This window comes from Candidatus Aquarickettsia rohweri (assembly GCF_003953955.1).
Classification (GTDB): domain Bacteria; phylum Pseudomonadota; class Alphaproteobacteria; order Rickettsiales; family Midichloriaceae; genus Aquirickettsia; species Aquirickettsia rohweri.
Map to the genome: position 1 here is coordinate 1 of NZ_RXFM01000014.1, position 18951 is coordinate 18951.

Consider the following 18951-nt stretch of genomic DNA (forward strand, 5'->3'; position numbering starts at 1 on the left):
CTACCTGACTAAGCTTATCTATTGATTTGCGCATATCACATGCTTGATTATATATAAATATTTTGGTTCTTATACTTCCTATTAACATTCTAAAATTCCTACTATCGCTTTAATCTCTTCTATTTTGCATCCTTTATTAAACCCTATTCTTATCCCCTTTTTACTTTCTATTATCATCTCTGATTTTATTTCTTCACTTCTTTCTTCTTCGCATTCTTTCACTCTTATTGGTATAAATTTATTTTTTACTGTATTTCTTTTATTTCCTACAAGAATTCTGTGCCATTTATAAAATGTACTTCTCGGCACATTCTTTTGCTTACAAAATTCATATTTACTTACATTACTTTTTTTATATTCTTCTACTAGCTCTTTCCATTTTTCATTACTTATTCTTTTTTTCTTTTTTTCTAATAGCATCATTAGCCTCTATTTTTTTAGGCTTTTGTTCTACCACTTATTTTTATTCTTGCCTAGATGCCCTTATTTTAGCGCTTACATAATTTATACAAAGATGTTCATCATAAAAGAAATTTATATGATACAAGCTTTGTAAGTAAAGTTGTTAGTGAAGGTATATCGAGAATCACTAGAATATAATGGTATATAGATTGCAAGAGCATAGAATGCTCTGCAATACATATTGAATTAAAAGTGAGTAAATTTATATTTTTTCAAGTAATGAATTTAGTTTATGAGCAAATTCACTAGGGTTATCTAATGAATCACCTTCTATAAGACATGCTTGTCCATACACAACCTCAATTAGATTTTTATTTAGTTCTGTATCTTTATTATTATTTAATAGTGAGCTCACAATTTTTTTAAAGATTGGATGATTAGGGTTAATTTCAAGTACTTTAGCTGATTTAGAGTGAAGCTGATTTTGTTCTATCAAAAATTTCTCCATACGTAAGTTCATACCCCCTTCTGCTGTTGAAATGCAAGCTGGGCTACTAACTAGTTTTGAAGAAATTATAACATCTTTTATCTTTTTTTTTAAAATTTCTTTTACAAAATTAATTAATTTTGTATTTTTTTCAGAATCTTTATTTATATTTTCTGTTTTATTTTCATCATCTATTTTTTTTATTTTATTTAAATCAATTTTTTCATTTGTAATAGATTTGAAATTTTTATCTTTATATTGATGTACAACGTTAATCCAGAAGTTGTCAACATGATCAGTTAGAAGTAATACTTCAATTCCCCTTTTCTTGAATCCTTCTAATTGAGGGTGAGTTCTTAAAGCATCAATATTATTGCCATTTAAAAAGTATATTTCATTTTGATTTGAACCCATTCGCTCAATATATTGGTCGAGGCTTATTAAATCATTATTCTCTGATAAAGTGGAGTTGAATTTACATATATCTAATAATAATTTTTTTTCTTCAATAGTGCTTTCACATAATCCTTCTTTTAAAACTTCACTAAAATTTTTCCAAAAATTTAAATATTCTTTAGGTTCTTTTTCAGCTTTAGTTTTTAAATTACTTAATACTTTTTTTATTATAGAAGTTTTAATTTTTTGTACTATTTTATTATGTTGTAAAGTTTCTCTACTTATATTTAAAGGAAGATCTTCGGAATCGACTACACCTCTTAAAAATCTTAGGTATGATGGAATTAGTTCGTTACCTTCTTCAGAAATAAAAACTCTTTTTATATAAAGTTTTACTCGTGTTTTTCTATCGGGGTGAAATAAGTCAAATGGCTTAGAATCTGGTATGAAGAGTAAATTAGTATATTCTACAGTCCCTTCGACTTTATTATGCAGTGTCATCCATGGTTTTCCAGGAAAATGAGAAACATGATTGAAAAATTCTTCATATTCTTTTTCAGTTATATCAGAAGCGTTTCTAGTCCAAATAGCAGAAGCCTTATTTATTATCTCTTCTTTGCCATCTTCTTGAATAAGTTCTATTGGAAATGCGACATGATCAGAATATGTGTTTATTATATGTCTTATTCTATGTGATTCTAAAAATTCAGATTCGGAATCTTTTATTTTTAATATTATTTTGGTGCCTCTTTTTAATTCTTCATTTGAATCTTCAATTGAGTACTCACCTTTGCCGTCAGATATCCATTCATATACTTCTTTTTCACCTGCTTTTGATGTAATAACTTTAATTTTATCAGATACCATAAAAGCAGAATAAAATCCTACTCCAAATTGCCCAATTAGATTTAAATCAGATTTTTTACTACTTAATTGCTCAATAAATTTCTGAGTTCCTGAATTTGCAATAGTACCTAGATTATTGATTAAATCTTTTTTATTCATTCCTATTCCATTATCTGAAATAATCAGTTCTTTTGTTTTGGAATCAATTTTTATTTTGATTTTAAATTCATTATCACTTTTATCAAGCAATTTTGGTTTATCTAATGATTCGTATCTTAATTTATCACATGCGTCAGACGCATTAGAAATAAGCTCTCTAAGAAATATTTCTTTATTAGTATATATGGAATTAATCATGAGGCTTAAAACTTTACCTACTTCGGCATCGAATTTTTTTATTTGTTTAGAAGATTTTGTCATAAATGAGCAAATTTTTAATTTAATTTTATAAAGATATATAATTATAAAATTGCTAAAATCAATGTCACTTTCATGACAATTTTAAAAAATTTAGATAATAACTGTATTTTTGCCAGAAGATTTAGCTTTATATAAATTTTTATCAGCTCTATTTATAGCTTCTGCTAAAGTATCCTCTGGATTTATATCAGCAATTCCTGCGCTAATTGTGCATTTTACGGTCTTAATTTTAGAATAATCTGAAAATTTAGTTTCTAATATATTTTTACTTAACTTTTCAATAACTGATTTTGCCTCTAGTTTTGTTAAATGATGCAAAATTATAATAAATTCTTCTCCCCCAATACGTGCTATAAAATCTGAGCTTCTAATATTATTTTTTAATATACTTGCAATAGATTTTAAAATTTTATCTCCAGTAATATGACCCCATGTATCATTTAATTGTTTGAAGTTGTCAATATCAATAATGCAAATTATAGAAATTTTTTCGTTATTTTGGAGTTGTTTAATTAAACTCTTAAAGTATATTTCTAAATACCTTCTATTATATACTTGTGTTAATTCATCTATATTAGCATCTTTTAGATATGTTGATTTTAAATTTTGTATATAATGAAATTTTTTAACTTGTGCTATTGATTTTACTATTAATTCACGAATTTCTCCTGGAGTTATAAAATAGTCATTAATCCCTATTTCTAAATTTTTTATTAAAGTATCTTCATCATATTCATCTATTATCATTAGAATAGGTATATGCTTTAACTTCACCTGATTTCTAATTTTTACTGCTATATCTATAGCATTACAATCAACAATTTCAGAATTAATAATAATTAAGCTATAATTATTTTTTAAACATTTCTGCACAGCTTGATCAGGATTTTTGCAAATATCAACTATTATATTTTTTCTTTCTAATTTATCATATATTGAATGTATTAATTCACTATCGTCTACAAGTAAGATTTTTGAATTAGCTATTTCCACGTCTAATAGAGGTGCACATAATAAATTTTGCAAATTTTCACCTATTCCAGCTCTAAGAATGATCTCATCTATTGAAGATTTCATTCTTATTAATGATTTTATCCGTAATTTTAATAAAGAATAGTTTATAGGTTTATTCATGTAATCATCTGCGCCATAAACAAAACTATTCACTTTATCTTCTATAGATGATAAAGCTGTGACTATTATAATGGGTATATAAGAAATTTCAGGAGTTTTTCTTATAGCTTTAGTAGCGCCAAACCCATCCATTATAGGCATCATAATATCCATTAGTATAATATCAGGTCTAATGCTTATAGCTTTAGATATAGCGTCCTGACCATTGTAAGCTCTATGTATTTCATAAAACTATACTTGTAATTTTTCTTCTAATAGGTCTATATTAAATTTTAAGTCATCTACAATTAATATTTTAGCCGTCATTTATTCAAAATATAGTTAAAATTACAAATTTGTTTCAATGGCGTTTCGCATAATAATCTAAGTATATATTATACTCTATAGTCAATATTTTTTTGTAAAATATATGGATTTTTACTTTCAACGAAGTAAATATTAATAGGTATTCCACTTAACATAAATTTAGTTCTTAATGAATTGGTTAAAAATCTCTCAAAATTTTTATTTATATGCATTTTATTAGTAATATTGACAAAAAACACAAAAGTTGGTGGGCAAATTGAATGTTGTTTTACGTACTTTATTTTAAGTTTAATATTATTTTTTATAATTGGCATACTATATGCCTCAAGCGTTTTATTTAGCCAGTCATTAAGTTTAGATGTTGGAATTCTAGTGTTATATAAATTCCATAAAGCAATTACCTTTTTAAACAGATTTTTTTTATTAATTTTTTTATTTGCACTGATAAAAATTGTTAAAATATCCTTAATTTGAGGTAATTTTTTTTTAATTAAATATCTAACTTCATCTTTAAATTCGTCAATATTTTGTATTAAATCTTGTTTATTGATTACAGGAATTATTAATTTATTATGGTTCAAAGCTAAATTAGCTAATATTAAATCTTGCTTTTCAAATGCATTTTCAGAATCCATAATTAGTAAAACAATATTAGATGCTTTAATGGCAGATATAGTTTTTTTGATAGATAATTCTTCAATTTTTTCATTAATCTTAGATTTTTTTCTCACTCCTGCAGTGTCAATTAAGTTTATTTTTGTCCCTAGCTCAGTTATTTTATAAATTAAATAATCTCTTGTTGTACCTGCAATATCAGATACCAAACTTCTTTCAAACCCTAAGATTGAATTAAATAATGTAGATTTTCCTACATTTGGTCTTCCAATTATAGCAATGGATAAACTTTCATCATTTTTATTTGATATGTTACTATCTTTATCTATATCATCTTTAATTAGTTGATAAATTTGATCAAATCCTAATTTATGTTCTGCAGAGATAAAAATTCCTAATCCTAATCCTAGTTTTTTTAAATCATTTTGAGATAAAAACACATTTGATTCTGATTTGTTTGCGAGTAGAATGATTTTTTTATGTAATTTATTAGCTGACCTAGCAAGAGTTAAATCTTCTTCTGAGAGAGACGATCTAGCATCTACAACAAAAAATATAATATCAACTTCATCAATTGCAGTTTTAGTATTTTCTCTAACGTTAGGTATAACTTTTTTGTTCTTATTTAAATACCATCCTGCTGTATCAATAAGTTCAAACTCTGTATCAAATAATTTTCCTATATGTTTTATATAATCTCGAGTTACTCCTGGTTGATTATTGACAATTGATAATTCTTTTTGACAAAGTTTATTGAATAAAGTTGATTTACCAACATTCTCTCTACCTATAATTGCTATTTTTTTCACAGCAAATATTTAAAAGCTTTCTTCTCTAACAACAAAATCATAATTTCTCATTCTTTCAATTTCTAATACATCTCCAGCGGCTTTGATTACAGAAACTATCCTAGCTATATCACGTATTATTTCAGAAGAACAATTATGCTTTCTTAACTTGCTAATATGAACGTCCATGCAGTATTTACACCCGTTTATTATCGCTGAAACTAGACAATACATAGAAAAATCTTTTTGATCTATATTATGGCTCTTTAGATTACTTAGAGATAGCATAGATGGCAGTTGTTTTATTTTTTCATCATTGATTTGGTGCTTAAAATTATGATACATACTAGTCATAGATATGGTGCTAGCTGCAATTTTACAAGCATTAGCTTCATTATTATCAAGATACCTTTTTGCTTCAGGTCTAATGTAATTTAGTAAGCATTCATGCTTAAGTGCATAACCTGCCGTAAGAACTATACCAAAAATTTGGTACTTTTCTAAAGTTTGTAAATCTTGAAAAAATATCTCTCTAATGCTTTTGTCAATATCGTACGCATATTGAGGGAGCTGATTTAATATGCTCTGAATGCTCATTTGTTTTTGGCCCCAAAAATAGAATTTAATATTAATTTATCATAATTTTTGGCAATTTACCAAAAAATAGTGAAGAAGGGAAGAATATTTTATTAAATAAACGATTAATTATTATTTATTACTGGATTGCTGCACTTCATTTGCATTTCTCTCGCAATGAATATGGCATAAATGGAGTATCAATATTTTATTTTACATTATAACAACTAAATATAGCAATAAATAGAAATTTTTCTATTTATAGTTGCATATTGTTTTGATTATGCTACGCTTAAGTCATAGATTAAATAAGTAATTAATTAACAATAAAATTAGGAGGAGATTATGTTTGGAGCATTATTTGGTTATGGTGATGAAGAAGTTGGAGTGAATTCTGTAGTTGAAGCATTACCAGTAGTACAAGAAGCAGCAAGTGAATTTGATACTATAAATAGTACATTAGAAGTAGAAATTGCTAAATTATCAGCACAAAATCAACAGCAAACTGAAATGATGACAGAGATGATGGAAAGAATTGCTAAATTAGAAGAGCAAGTTAATAAAGGTGCATGGGATAAGTTTAAAGAAGTGCTTCAAGATTTTGGAAAAAAATTGCAAGAATTTGGTCAGGCAATTAAAAACTCAGCATTACTACAATGGGTTTATGAAGGGCTATGTCAAATTGGATGTAAAATAGAAAGGGCTGTGGCAAATGTACAAGAGAAAGTTGCAGAATGGTCTAGAGGAAAAGAAATGGCATCTTTAGATAAAGCTTTTGAAAAAGCTGGAAATGCTATTGACAAGGTTGCAAATAAACGTGACTTAGATTTAGGTGGTGAAGCGCACGATGGTCTTGGTTCAGATCTTGCAGCTGCAAAAGCTGAACTTGAAGAAAGGCATGAGCAACAAAGAAGGGCGGCTCAAGAAAAATTAACGGAGATTAATAAAAGGCATGATGCTCATAAAGCAACAAGGCAAGAGCATGGAACTAAAATGCAAGTTGCAGTAAGGGAAGCTGGAAGAGCTGTACAAGCAAAGGCTGGGAGTTTTGTAGAAAAAGTGCAAAATGCAAGAAGTTCAGGGCAAGGTCAGAGCCAAGGAAGAGTATAATTAATAATAACCTCTCTCGTTATTACGAGGGAGGGATGCCAGTCCCGACTGTGGTGATCCAGGGGTATTGCTATTATTTACGTTTTGTGGCTATTTCTCTGGATTGCCACAAGCACCTTTTGCTCTCACAATGATTTTTAATTAGTTATTAATTTCTTTAATTGTATCAAGTATAAATTTTTCTTTAAGAGATAATGATTTATATAAATTAAAATTCATAATTTTTTTAGAAAGCAATTTAAACTTTTGATATCTTAATTCCTTAAGCATGTTATTTAATTTTAGGTTCTTATTTTTTTCCAAAATTATACATAAATATTTTTTTGAACTAATTAACATATATTATAGATTTTATAAAGTTAATAAAAATCTAAATTTTTCTAATCATTGAGATTATAGTAAAATTATATATAGTAATTTAGAGAATATTTAATTTAAATTAAAAAAAAGAGTCTAATTTTTCATTTTAATTTCATCTAATTCACTTAAAGATTTATTCAAAAAAGAACTACTTTTTTTATTGCTATTTATCTCTTTTAATATTTTTTTTATATTTTTTGAGATGAATTTAAGGGTTATCTCTTTCTTTACAGCTTCTTCATCTTTTTTTCTTTGTATCTCAGCAATTTCTAATTGCTTTTTAATTTCTTGTTCAATTTCTTTTTCGCTCTGTAATTTTATTGAATTCATAAGGTGTTTGCTTTGAGCTAGCTTTTCTGCATTTAATTTGTTCTGTTCTGTAATTTCAATTTCTAATTTTTGTAAATATTTTTGAGCTTCATCATGAGTTTTCTTCGCCTCATTAATAAGCTTTTGTGTATTAGATATATGGTTATCTGTAAATTTCTTTAAACGAATTTTAATGGGCTTGTAACTAAAAATTAAAACAATAAAAAAAGAGATAGTAAGCCAAATAATTTCATTCATTATTTTTCGAGTAAATATAAATTTATTTTTTCTTTAATATCATCTGAGTATTGATTAAAATCTTGAACTAAATTTTCTTTTAGTTTATTTAAAAAAATTTTATGAGCTAAATTTTTGTTTTCAATATCCTTTTTTAGAGTAATCAATCTCTCATTTTTGATATTAAATATTTTTTTTCTTAAATTTTTTTCTTGCTCTTGTATATCATTAGATAATATTTTTTTTGATTTTTCTATCTGCTCTTCAATATATTTAGCCTTATCTAAGATTTCTTTTGATTTATCAATATAATCATTAATTAAATCTTTTCTATTTTTTAATGTTTTAGTGTATATTAAAAAAAATTGCTTGCCTGCAGTAAAATAAACAAGCAAAAATATAAAAGTACACCAAAAGCATTGATTTAAAAAATATGTTAAATCTAAGTGAGGCATATTTATGTAAATTTAGACAAAAAAGAGTAATAATAGTGCTATTAAGAAAGCAAATAAACCCATTGCTTCAGCAAGACCTGCTCCTATGAAAGCTCCTTTCATTAATTTCTCTTCAGCTGAAGGATTTCTTGCAATACCATTGAGTAATGCTGAAAAAATATTACCTATCCCAACAGCAGCACCAAACATAGCTATAGAACTTAATCCAACTCCGATGTACTTTAAAGCTTCTAATTCCATTTTTTTCTCCTTATAATAATTAGTTATATATTAATGTAAATTTAATGCATCACTTAAGTATGCACAAGTTAAAACTGAAAAAATATAAGCCTGCAAAATTGAAATAAATATCTCAAAACCAGTCAATATTGTCAACAAAATAAAAGGCATGACACCTAATAAACCTGATAAAACAACAAATGTTGCAAGAACTTTTAGAACTACATGACCTGCGGTCATATTAGCTGCCAGACGTATTGATAGGCTTACAGGGCGTGCAAGATAAGCAAATAATTCAATTAGAATAATTAGTGGTGCTAGAAAAATTGGTGTTCCTTTTGGTAATAACAGTGAAAAGTAAGAGAATCCATTTTTAATAAAACCAACTATGGTTATTGTTATAAATACAAAAATAGCTAAAGTAAATGTTACAAATATATGACTTGTTGTAGTAAATCCAAAAGGTATCATTCCAATACTATTGCTGACTAAAATAAACATAAATAGTGAAAATATTAATGTGAAAAATTTTTGAGACTGTTTACCTGCAGTTGAAATAAGCATATTATCAATTAAAAGAAAAAGTGCTTCTCCGCATGCTTGAATTTTATTAGGAATTAATGATGAGTTCCTACATGCTATTTTTGTTAAAAGTAAAATAATTATATAAGTTACAAAAAATGCTAATGTTGAATTAGTAAATGAAACAGTATGACTAAAAACTGTAAACGATACTATGGGTTTAACCAGAAATTGTTCTAATGGGTTCAACATTTATACAACTATTAACTTTATATTCTTAACGTTAAAGTAATATCATCAATTTATTGAAAATTCAAATAAGCTATTCATTTTTATACTGATAAAGTGTATCATTATTTATTAATTTTCTTAATTTTCTCATTAAATTTTGATAGTAAGAAATATTATGCCATGTCATAAGTACAGAGCCTAATATTTCTTTGCTTCTTATTAAATGATTTAGATATGCTTTGCTGTAATTTTTGCATGTATAACAATTGCAATTTTTATCCAACGGAGAATTATCAGAGATATATTGGTTATTTTTTATGTTTAAAGTGCCGCCTGTAATAAAGGCCTGGCCATTTCTACCTGATCTTGTTGGTAAAACGCAATCAAACATATCAATTCCTTTTTTTACAGATGCTACTATATCTATTGGTTTGCCAACACCCATTAAATATCTTGGTTTGTTATTTGGTGTATGTGGGATAGTAAAATCTAAAACTTTGAGCATTTCGTCATGCCCTTCTCCAACGGCGAGTCCTCCAATAGCATATCCATCAAATTCAATGTCTTTTAGCTTTGTTGTACTTTCTTTTCTTAAATCCTCAAATATACTTCCTTGAATAATTCCAAATATTCCATATCCTTCTCTATCTATGAAATTGTCCTTAGATTCTCTTGCCCATTTTAGTGATAGATGCATAGATTCTTTTGCATATTCATAATTCACTGGGTATGGAGTGCATTCATCAAATATCATTGTTATATTACTATCAAGTTTGTGTTGTATTTCTATAGACTTTTTTGGAGATAGAAAATACTTCTTACCATCTATATGTGAACGAAACTCAACTCCGTCATCAGAAATTTTTCTAAGTTTGGCTAATGACATAACTTGAAAGCCACCTGAATCAGTTAATATTGGTTTTTGCCAATTCATAAATTGATGAAGTCCACCTAAATTTGATATTACATCTTCTCCTGGGCGTAACATTAAATGATAAGTGTTTCCTAGTATTATATCAGCACCTGTTTTAATCAAAGACTCAGGAAGCATAGATTTAACTGTTGCTAAAGTTCCAACTGGCATGAAAACAGGGGTATTAATTTGTCCATTAGCAGTATAAATAATTCCAGTTCTTGAATCATTGCAAGAATCTAATATTTTAAATTTGATGGACATATATAAAGAAAATTAGATATGCTAAATTTCAGAGACTTTTCTTTTTCTATCTCTTCTAATTTTTTTTGGCTGTGTGGGTCTAGTAGACCTAGGTTTAATATAAGTATCTATAGTATTTGTTAATTTATCCATATGATTAGTAAAGAAATGATTAGCTCCATCTATTGCAACATACTCAATTTCATTGTTTCTTTGTTTTGATAATTTTTCATATAAGGTATATGTATCTTCTTCTTTAGATATGTCATCCTCAGTACCTTGAATTATAAGTCCTGGAGCAGGACATGGTGATAAAAAATTAAAATCATAAGATGTAGTAGGAGGTGCAATTGTAATGAAACTATCTATTTCAGGTCTTCTCATTAATAATTGCATTGCAATCCAAGCTCCAAAAGAGAATCCTATAACCCAGTAACTTGATGCTTCGGGATTTTTTGATTGCAACCAATCCATTGCAGTTGCTGTATCTATTAATTCACCATTTCCTTGATCAAAACTACCGAGAGATTTACCAACTCCTCTGAAATTAAATCTTAAAACGGAGAAATTATTTTTTACAAAAGTATGAAAAGTGTGATAAACAACTTTATTGTTCATTGTGCCACCATGGAGAGGATGAGGGTGTAATATAAGCGCAGCTGGAGCAAATTTTTCTTCACTTTGGCTATATTTACCTTCTAGCCTGCCAGCTTCACCATTAAAAATAACTTCTTTTATCATTTAAAAAATACTATTAATTGTTTTATAATTAAGTTAAATACTATGAAACTATAAAAAATCAAAATAAAAATAATAATGAAACAGATTTATTTTGATCATAATGCAACTTCTCCAATTAATGATAAAGTTTGGTTGGCTATTTCTGATATTTGTAAAATACCATTAAACCCCTCATCTTTACATAAAAATGGACGGATTGCCAGAAAATTTCTTGAAAAGTCTAGAGAAATAATAAAAGCGCGTCTTAATTTAAATAATAGTCATGAGTTAATTTTTACAAGTGGATGTACTGAGGCAAATAATATTGTACTGAAAAATTTTCCTGAACATAAAAAGATTTGTAGTTGTATTGAGCATCCTGCAGTAGTAAATGTTATTGGAGAGGGTGTTATTCCTGTAGATACTCAAGGTATTGTTGATTTAAAATTTCTTAAAAATTATCTTGATAAAAATAAAGATAAAAAAATACTTTTATCTATAATGTATGCTAACAATGAAATTGGTACTATTCAACCTATTCAAGATATTGTAAATCTTATACAGCAGTATGATGTTACATTTCATTGCGATATTACGCAAGCTATTGGAAGAGTAGATGTTAATTTAGAGGGTATAGATTTAATAACATTTAGTTCACATAAATTTGGAGGTCCAGTTGGAGCAGGGGCATTAATTTATAATAAAAACCTAATTTTAGCTCCAATATTTTTTGGGGGAGGTCAAGAATTTAGATTAAGATCAGGAACACAAAATTTATTTGCAATTTATGGTATGGCAACAGCATTTAAATCTTTAGACAAAATTAAAGAAGAATTTAGCCAAACTATTACATTAAGGAAATTTTTAGAAAAATCTTTAAAAGATATTTCAAATGATATAATTGTTTTTGGTGATGGAGCAAAGAGATTGCCAAATACATCTTCAATATATATGCCGAATGTAAATTCTGAAACACAATTAATTTATTTTGACTTAAATGGGATTTCAGTAAGTGCAGGTTCTGCTTGTTCTTCAGGTAAAATAGAATTGCCTAGGGTTCAATTATCAATGAGTTATCCTGATTATATAGCAAAAAATTCTATAAGGGTAAGTTTGGGACCATGTAACAACATGGAGGAAATTGAGAGGTTTTGTTGCTTATGGAAAGATCTATATAAACAGAATAATTAGCTCAAACTTAAATTAATAACAAATAACATTGAGAGTAACTGAGTGTTTAATTTTTTTCCTTTTTAAGTGCAGCTTTTTGTTTAGCAATTTCAGTAATATAGTTAAGATCAGCTTGAGTGCATAGACCTAGTAAAACTGGATCTTTAGCGCGTAAGTTTGTATAATTCCAGTGTGTTTTATTTTTAATTAAATTAATTGTGTTTTTCGTTGTACCAATTAATTTTGATATCTGGGCATCAGTTAATTCAGGGCAATTTTTTAATAGCCATAATATTGCATTTGGCTTGTCTTGTCTTCTAGCAACAGGAACATACTTACCTTTTTTATTACTAATTTCTTGTTCTTTCATTAATTTTATTGCAGAAGCTGAAAGAGTTAATTGAGCGTTTGAATCATCTTCACACTTGTGTAGTTCTTGGGACGTAATTTGACCGTGTGTAATAGGATCAACTCCTTTGATACCTTTAGCAACTTCTCCATCGGCTATACCCTGCACTTCAAGTACATGTAGTCCACAAAAATTAGCTATCTGATCAAAAGTAAGGCTTGTGTTTTCTACTAGCCATACTGCTGTAGCCTTAGGCATTAAAGGGTAATCCATCTTAATTTTTATAAAAAAATTTTAATTTACTAATAACAGAATAGGCAATTTTCTTCAAGTAATCATTTTTAAATTTATCAAAATCTATATTTAACCTTTGATTTTCATTCCTTGTCCAATTGTAGATGTGATTAATGCTTCATAAATAAATTGGTCGATGTTGCCATCAAGAACTGCTGTTGTATTTGAAGTTTGGAATTGAGTACGCAGATCCTTGACCATTTTATATGGATGCAGAACATATGAACGAATTTGATTACCCCATCCTATTTGAGTTTTTTCAGAGTCCTTTTTATCATCTTTGGCTTCAAGTTTTTTTAGTTCTAGTTCATATAATTTTGATTTAAGCATAGACATACACTCTTCTTTATTTTTATGTTGAGACCTGTTATTTTGGCATTGAACAACTGTTTTGGAAGGTAGATGAGTTATTCTTACTGCGCTATCTGTTGTATTGACGTGTTGTCCACCAGCACCAGATGAACGATATGTATCAATTCTTAAATCAGCTTCATTAATATCTACAGATACATCATTATCTATTTTAGGATACACCCATACACTTGCAAAGCTAGTATGTCTTTTCCCAGCACTATTAAAAGGAGATATTCTAACAAGTCTATGAACTCCTCTTTCTGTTTTTAACCAGCCAAAAGCATTTTTGCCCTGGATTTTAAGAGTGACTGATTTGATACCAGCTTCATCGCCAATTAAACTATCAACAATTTCATAATGAAACTTATGTCTCTCTATCCATCTTTGATACATTCTCATTAGCATAGATGCCCAATCATCACTTTCAGTTCCACCGGCACCAGAATGAATTTCAAGAAAGCAACCATTTTCATCTAGTTCATCACTTAATAAGCATTCTATTTCTTGATTTTTGACTGATTCACTTAATTTTTTAAGTTGCTCTAATGTTTCTTTAAATATTTCTTCATCACCTTCTATTTCTGCAAGTTCTATCATTTCGATATATGATTTTAAGTCTTCTTCTATAGTAACTATCTTTTCAATATTAGTTTCTAGATATGTTTTTTCCTTGAGTGTTGCTTTTGCTCTTGTTTGATTTGACCATAAATTAGGATCTTCAACTTCTAATGATAATTTTTTTAATCTCTCTTTTGCAACCTCTAAGTCAAAGATAACCTCTTAGTAGCTCTAATGACTTTTTTATGCTATTCTTTATTTGTAAAATTTCCGTATCCATAGTTTATAAAATAATTATGTCTCTTATTGACACATTACCAAAAATTAAAGGAAAGTACAGAGAAAATGCAGACATTGGAAAGATGTGCTGGTTTAAAACAAGTGGTGTAGTTGATATTCTTTTTATACCAAAAGATATTGATGATTTAAGATTTTTTTTATCTAACAGGCCTGAAGACATACCTATTTATGTTATGGGTGTGGGTTCAAATATGTTAATACGTGAGGGAGGCGTGAGAGGTGTAATGATTAGGCTTGGAGCAGGGTTTAATTATATTAATCACAAAGAAAATATTATTACAGCAGGATGTGCAGTTTTGGATTTAAATGTAGCAAATTATGCTGCAAAAAATTCAATAGCGGGGCTTGAGTTCTTTGCTGGTATTCCTGGTAGCATTGGTGGGGCTCTTGCTATGAATGCTGGTGCATATGGAAATGATACATCAAACGTTTTGATTGAAGCAAAGGCAATTAATATTGTTACATCTGAGATAAAGACTTTTTTAACTCCTGAGATTGGTTATTGCTATCGTGGAAAAAAGTTAAGTAGTGAATGGATGTTTTTTGAAGCAAAATTTAAAGGCTATTTTGGTGATAAAATCAAAATTCAAAAAACAATTGATAATATTCAAGATGCACGTTCTTCTACCCAACCTATAAAATCAAAAACTGGAGGCTCAACTTTTAAAAATCCACCTGATCAAAAAGCATGGAAATTGATTGATGAGTGTGAATTGAGAGGCAAACAAATTGGTGGGGCAAAATTTTCAGAATTACACTGTAATTTTCTTATCAATGCAAGATATGCAAAATCTTCAGATTTAGAAAGCTTAATTATGCTTGCTCGTCAAAAAGTTAAAAAGCAGTTTAATATTAATTTAGAGGAAGAAATAAAGATTCTAGGCCATTAATTACTATCACAAGAGCATGGTTCAAAAAAGCTATCATTTTTTGAATAATTGTTATGAATTAAATTATTAATATTAACTCGATCTGGAGATAAGAATTGCTTTCTAAGAGGCAAGAAATATTGCATAAGACCAATTGAACACACGTTTAGTTAGCAATATAGTTACTGCGAGAGCATTTTATTGCTCGCGTCAATCCACAAAGGTTATCAACAAATGTAAATACGACAACAATTCTGGATCACTATAGCTAAATTATAAGGAATTAGCTATACAGTATGAATTACATTACTAATTCGTGATGACTGTTGAGAAATACTTCTCATCATTACCACAATATCTGGTATAAATTTCTAACTTCTTATATCCAATTCAGATTAGCATTAGATATTAAATATTAAATAATTGAAGTTATAAGTTTTAGTTAATACTAACAACATGAATTAAAGAGCCAATTAAGAAAATAAGATTCAAAGTAAGAAACATGATTCTCATTAAAGGGATCATTGATATTATTAATATCCTAATTAGAGTGGCAGTATTTATCATTGTTGCAATCTACTTTATAATTCTTTTTATTTCGAAGTTTTTCAAGGTGATATATATCATTGTTATTATTAGTACAGTTATCAATTTCTTCTTGCATTGCCTTACAATCCTTAATAAAGTTGCTTTCCTCTTTCTTAATAGTTGCAGTACTATTTGTTGGTTTATTGTTGTTTTTTTCTTCCTTCATTGTTAATTTTATTCACTTATGTACTTAAAAGTATATGATATAACCTACACACATTCAATAAAAACAAATTTATGTAAATGATAAATAATCATAAGCTATTCAATTTCTTTTGGGAATGTATAAAGCCATATTGGGGTTATTATTTACTTATGATGCTTGCTCCAATTTTAGGTGGTTTTTATATTAGTCTTAATAGTTATGTTGTTAAGATGTTAATAGATGAAATGGTGTTAGATACAAGTTTGAACTTATATACAATAATAGCTCCAATAACTCTTTTATATTTACACAAGCGTATATTGATGTAATTTGGAGGATATCTAATTGGGCTGAATGGAGAGCTGAACCATATGTAAGAAAAGAGATTCTTACTAAATCTTTTGCATATGTTCAAAAACACTCATATTCATATTTTCAAAATAATCATATTGGTGCAATCACAAGTAAAATAAAAGGTATTTTATCAGGTTATGATGACATATCAGGAACAATTCATCATAAATTATTAAGTCCTTTTGCCTCATTTATAATAACAACTTTTGCGTTGTCTATTGTGAATATTTGGCTTGGTATTTTTATATTTATTTGGTCTATATTTTTTATAATTTCTATGTATAAACTGACCGATAAACTTTCAGAATATTCTAATAAAGTAAGTGAATCTAAACATAAGTTGTTTGGCCTTATTGCAGATAATATATCAAATATTATTACAACTAAAATATTTAATATAAGAAATAAAGAGCTAAGAAAATTAAAAACTGAATTAGATAAAGATACAATTCCAAAAGAAGTATCAATGTATAAATATGACTTTAAGGTTCAAATTATTGCTAGTTTATTTTATTGGGTTTTGCTTGCGTCAATTTTATGGGCAATGATTTATTTAAAAAATCAGGGATTGATAACAATTGGCGATTTTGCTTTTGTATTTGGTATTATTTTTGCTGCAAGTAATGAATTATGGCATGCAATTTTGAATTTTCGTGATTTACATGCATCTATTGGAGATTTAAAGCAATCTTTTACGATCCTAGAGGAAAAACATGATTTAATTAATAAATCGAGTTCTAAAAAAATTGCTATTAGAAATGGGAAGATTGAATTTAATAATGTTAAATTTGGATATATAAGAGAAAAATTGATTTTAAATAATTTTAATCTCATTATACAGTCAGGAGAAAAAGTTGGGTTGGTTGGAGTATCTGGAGTAGGCAAATCTACAATTGTGAATCTGCTACTAAGATTTTTTAAAGTTAATTCAGGTAAAATATTAATAGATGGACAAAATATAAATGATATTAAAGAAGAGTATTTATATGATTACATGTCTATTGTTCCACAAGATATAATGCTTTTTCATAGAAGTATTAAAGATAATATTTTACAAGGCAATAAAAAAGCAACTGTGCAAGATATGATAATAGCAGCAAAACATGCTAATACAGATGAATTTATTCAAAATTTACCAAATAAATATGATACTATTATTGGAGAAAGAGGAATAAAAATATCAGTGGGTCAAAGACAAAGAATTGCAATTGCACGGGCACTTTTAAAAGCTTCACCAATTTTAATTTTTGATGAAGCAACTTCAGCGCTTGATAGTATAACAGAAAAATGCATACAAGAAACAACACAAAATATAATTAAAAAATCTGATAAAACTTTAATAGTAATTGCACATCGTCTTTCAACTCTCAAAAATCTTGATAGAATTTTAGTAATTGATAATGGAAAAATTATTGAAGAAGGTAGTCATAAAGATCTAATGTTAAAAGAAAATGGAAAGTATAGAAAATTATGGAATTTGCAAAGTGATTTTTTGATTTTTTAATACTGTTGTAGTGATGTAGATACTTTTGGGTAATTTGCAATAACTAATGCCGCTTAATATATCCAATCATAACTTCTTCTGTAAAATGTCGATTCTTGAAACCTGTTACTAAATCTATAAACTTTGCTTCTTATGTATTTTTTCCATTGTTGTTTTGCCTTATACTGTGTATTTAAGCTAGTTGCAACAAAGCCATGAATGAGTATATATAAATATATTGACTTTTTTCTCTTTCAAAGTATAATGGCTACTTTGATTTTTAGTGTGAGCCATGGGAATAGCCGAAATTAATAAATGTGAAATTAGTTATGAGATAGTAAAAAAACATAACAATAATAATAAATTTGGTGTTGCGCCTATACAGTTTTCTTCAGATGATAATTTGTATGTGGAACAACTTTTAGTAATGAAGGATACTGTTTTAGATTTTTACTTCTCAGATATTAATGGTACAAATTTTGATAATTTTATAGGTTGTAGATTATTAACAGATAAAAATGAATGTACTAATAAATTTAAATTTCTTATTGAATATGCAATTAAATCTGTAATAGAACCATTAGGATTTTATGATGCATTTGTAGAGTTAATTGTAGAAAATAAAGTGGTTAGGAATAATGCTGATTCAGAATGGCATACAGATGGAAATGAAGTTATAAGAAAATGTTTAAGTGGAAAAATACCTAAGGATTTGTGTGGTAAAGCAAGCGATCAGAGGTTTGTAGTCCCATTAATTGGAAATGGTACTATGATATATGGAGAAAGTTATTAGTGATATTGAGCAAGCTGATAATTGGGATAGAGTCATTGAAGATAAGGATAGGATTGATTCTTTTGATAGAAAGAATATTGTTATTCCACATTATGGGCAGATAGGATATTTTTTTCTAGATAATAATCTAAAGGAAGGTATATTGCACAGGTCACCTGATCTGCAAGGAGATAGAATTTTATTAAGCATAACACCTATTGATATTGAGCTCAAAGATTTAGTAGAAATGTAATAACTATCAAAAAGCAATTTTTGCTTGATACTTTTTATTATATTGCTTTATTAGTATGAGCTATATGTATATTTGTAAGCGCTAAAATAAGGGCATCTAGGCAAGAATAAAAATAAGTGGTAGAACAAAAGCCTAAAAAAATAGAGGCTAATGATGCTATTAGAAAAAAAGAA

General features: G+C 27.6%; 22 protein-coding genes. 7 read left to right on the forward strand and 15 right to left on the reverse strand.

What is annotated here, in order from left to right; genetic code table 11:
• Positions 1-81: 81 nt before the first annotated feature.
• The 5 genes from tnpA to EIC27_RS01580 form a co-directional block, all read right to left on the reverse strand.
• Positions 82-423, reverse strand: coding sequence for an IS66 family insertion sequence element accessory protein TnpA (gene tnpA / locus EIC27_RS01560; protein ID WP_126044407.1), 342 nt, complete (start codon positions 421-423; stop codon positions 82-84).
• Between the two features lie 241 nt (positions 424-664).
• Positions 665-2551: a molecular chaperone HtpG gene (gene htpG / locus EIC27_RS01565; protein WP_126044408.1), complete on the reverse strand. Its 1887-nt coding sequence runs from the start codon at positions 2549-2551 to the stop codon at positions 665-667.
• Positions 2552-2641: 90 nt separating this feature from the next.
• Entirely contained in the window at positions 2642-3907 is a 1266-nt protein-coding gene (locus EIC27_RS01570; protein WP_276310318.1) for a diguanylate cyclase, read from the reverse strand.
• Between the two features lie 152 nt (positions 3908-4059).
• Positions 4060-5415, reverse strand: a complete 1356-nt coding sequence (der, locus tag EIC27_RS01575; protein ID WP_162298295.1) for a ribosome biogenesis GTPase Der — start codon at positions 5413-5415, stop codon at positions 4060-4062.
• Between the two features lie 9 nt (positions 5416-5424).
• On the reverse strand, positions 5425-5991 hold the full coding sequence (locus EIC27_RS01580; protein WP_126044411.1) for a carboxymuconolactone decarboxylase family protein: 567 nt from the start codon (positions 5989-5991) through the stop codon (positions 5425-5427).
• Between the two features lie 324 nt (positions 5992-6315).
• Between EIC27_RS01580 and EIC27_RS01585 the strand changes: the two genes are divergently transcribed.
• Positions 6316-7080, forward strand: coding sequence for a hypothetical protein (locus EIC27_RS01585; protein ID WP_126044412.1), 765 nt, complete (start codon positions 6316-6318; stop codon positions 7078-7080).
• 141 nt (positions 7081-7221) lie between these two features.
• On the opposite strand, the gene EIC27_RS06950 is transcribed toward EIC27_RS01585, so the two are convergent.
• The 7 genes from EIC27_RS06950 to EIC27_RS01620 form a co-directional block, all read right to left on the reverse strand.
• On the reverse strand, positions 7222-7383 hold the full coding sequence (locus tag EIC27_RS06950; protein ID WP_154663836.1) for a hypothetical protein: 162 nt from the start codon (positions 7381-7383) through the stop codon (positions 7222-7224).
• A gap of 150 nt (positions 7384-7533) precedes the next feature.
• The gene (locus EIC27_RS01595) at positions 7534-8007 is read right to left on the reverse strand and encodes a hypothetical protein (protein WP_126044414.1); all 474 of its coding nucleotides are present in this window, start codon (positions 8005-8007) and stop codon (positions 7534-7536) included.
• Positions 8007-8441, reverse strand: coding sequence for an ATP synthase subunit B family protein (locus EIC27_RS01600; protein WP_126044415.1), 435 nt, complete (start codon positions 8439-8441; stop codon positions 8007-8009). The genes EIC27_RS01595 and EIC27_RS01600 overlap by 1 nt, the downstream gene beginning before the upstream one ends.
• A gap of 12 nt (positions 8442-8453) precedes the next feature.
• Complete coding sequence (locus tag EIC27_RS01605; protein WP_126044416.1) at positions 8454-8681, reverse strand: F0F1 ATP synthase subunit C; 228 nt, start codon at positions 8679-8681, stop codon at positions 8454-8456.
• A 30-nt stretch (positions 8682-8711) separates the two neighbouring features.
• Positions 8712-9434: a F0F1 ATP synthase subunit A gene (locus tag EIC27_RS01610; protein WP_126044417.1), complete on the reverse strand. Its 723-nt coding sequence runs from the start codon at positions 9432-9434 to the stop codon at positions 8712-8714.
• Between the two features lie 70 nt (positions 9435-9504).
• Positions 9505-10590 (reverse strand): tRNA guanosine(34) transglycosylase Tgt, encoded by a 1086-nt coding sequence (gene tgt / locus EIC27_RS01615; protein ID WP_126044418.1) that lies wholly within the window; start codon positions 10588-10590, stop codon positions 9505-9507.
• A 21-nt stretch (positions 10591-10611) separates the two neighbouring features.
• A complete protein-coding gene (locus tag EIC27_RS01620; protein ID WP_154511027.1) occupies positions 10612-11310 on the reverse strand; it encodes an alpha/beta fold hydrolase in 699 nt (232 codons plus the stop codon).
• 75 nt (positions 11311-11385) lie between these two features.
• Here EIC27_RS01620 and EIC27_RS01625 point away from each other — a divergent pair, with 75 nt between their 5' ends.
• Positions 11386-12480, forward strand: a complete 1095-nt coding sequence (locus EIC27_RS01625) for a cysteine desulfurase family protein (protein ID WP_126044419.1) — start codon at positions 11386-11388, stop codon at positions 12478-12480.
• A gap of 46 nt (positions 12481-12526) precedes the next feature.
• Here the strand turns inward: EIC27_RS01625 and EIC27_RS01630 are convergent, their stop codons facing one another.
• Together EIC27_RS01630 and prfB are read right to left on the reverse strand one after the other, a co-directional pair.
• The gene (locus tag EIC27_RS01630; RefSeq protein ID WP_410519456.1) at positions 12527-13093 is read right to left on the reverse strand and encodes a cell cycle transcriptional regulator TrcR; all 567 of its coding nucleotides are present in this window, start codon (positions 13091-13093) and stop codon (positions 12527-12529) included.
• A 78-nt stretch (positions 13094-13171) separates the two neighbouring features.
• Positions 13172-14294 (reverse strand): peptide chain release factor 2 gene (gene prfB / locus EIC27_RS01635; protein WP_126044421.1). Its coding sequence is split into 2 segments (ribosomal slippage): positions 13172-14224 and positions 14226-14294, totalling 1122 coding nucleotides; the frame shifts between segments, so codons are not numbered across the junction.
• Between the two features lie 16 nt (positions 14295-14310).
• Here prfB and murB point away from each other — a divergent pair.
• Positions 14311-15204 (forward strand): UDP-N-acetylmuramate dehydrogenase, encoded by an 894-nt coding sequence (murB, locus tag EIC27_RS01640; protein ID WP_126044422.1) that lies wholly within the window; start codon positions 14311-14313, stop codon positions 15202-15204.
• Between the two features lie 520 nt (positions 15205-15724).
• Here murB and EIC27_RS01645 read toward each other — a convergent pair.
• Positions 15725-15937, reverse strand: a complete 213-nt coding sequence (locus EIC27_RS01645; RefSeq protein ID WP_126044423.1) for a hypothetical protein — start codon at positions 15935-15937, stop codon at positions 15725-15727.
• 149 nt (positions 15938-16086) lie between these two features.
• Here EIC27_RS01645 and EIC27_RS01650 point away from each other — a divergent pair, with 149 nt between their 5' ends.
• The 4 genes from EIC27_RS01650 to EIC27_RS01665 all read left to right on the forward strand — a co-directional run bounded on the left by EIC27_RS01650 (position 16087) and on the right by EIC27_RS01665 (position 18778).
• The gene (locus EIC27_RS01650; protein ID WP_162298296.1) at positions 16087-16245 is read left to right on the forward strand and encodes a hypothetical protein; all 159 of its coding nucleotides are present in this window, start codon (positions 16087-16089) and stop codon (positions 16243-16245) included.
• Between the two features lie 56 nt (positions 16246-16301).
• Entirely contained in the window at positions 16302-17774 is a 1473-nt protein-coding gene (locus EIC27_RS01655; protein ID WP_240627062.1) for an ABC transporter ATP-binding protein, read from the forward strand.
• A gap of 271 nt (positions 17775-18045) precedes the next feature.
• Positions 18046-18546, forward strand: a complete 501-nt coding sequence (locus EIC27_RS01660; RefSeq protein WP_126044426.1) for a hypothetical protein — start codon at positions 18046-18048, stop codon at positions 18544-18546.
• Positions 18530-18778, forward strand: a complete 249-nt coding sequence (locus tag EIC27_RS01665; protein WP_126044427.1) for a hypothetical protein — start codon at positions 18530-18532, stop codon at positions 18776-18778. The genes EIC27_RS01660 and EIC27_RS01665 overlap by 17 nt, the downstream gene beginning before the upstream one ends.
• Positions 18779-18951: the final 173 nt, after the last annotated feature.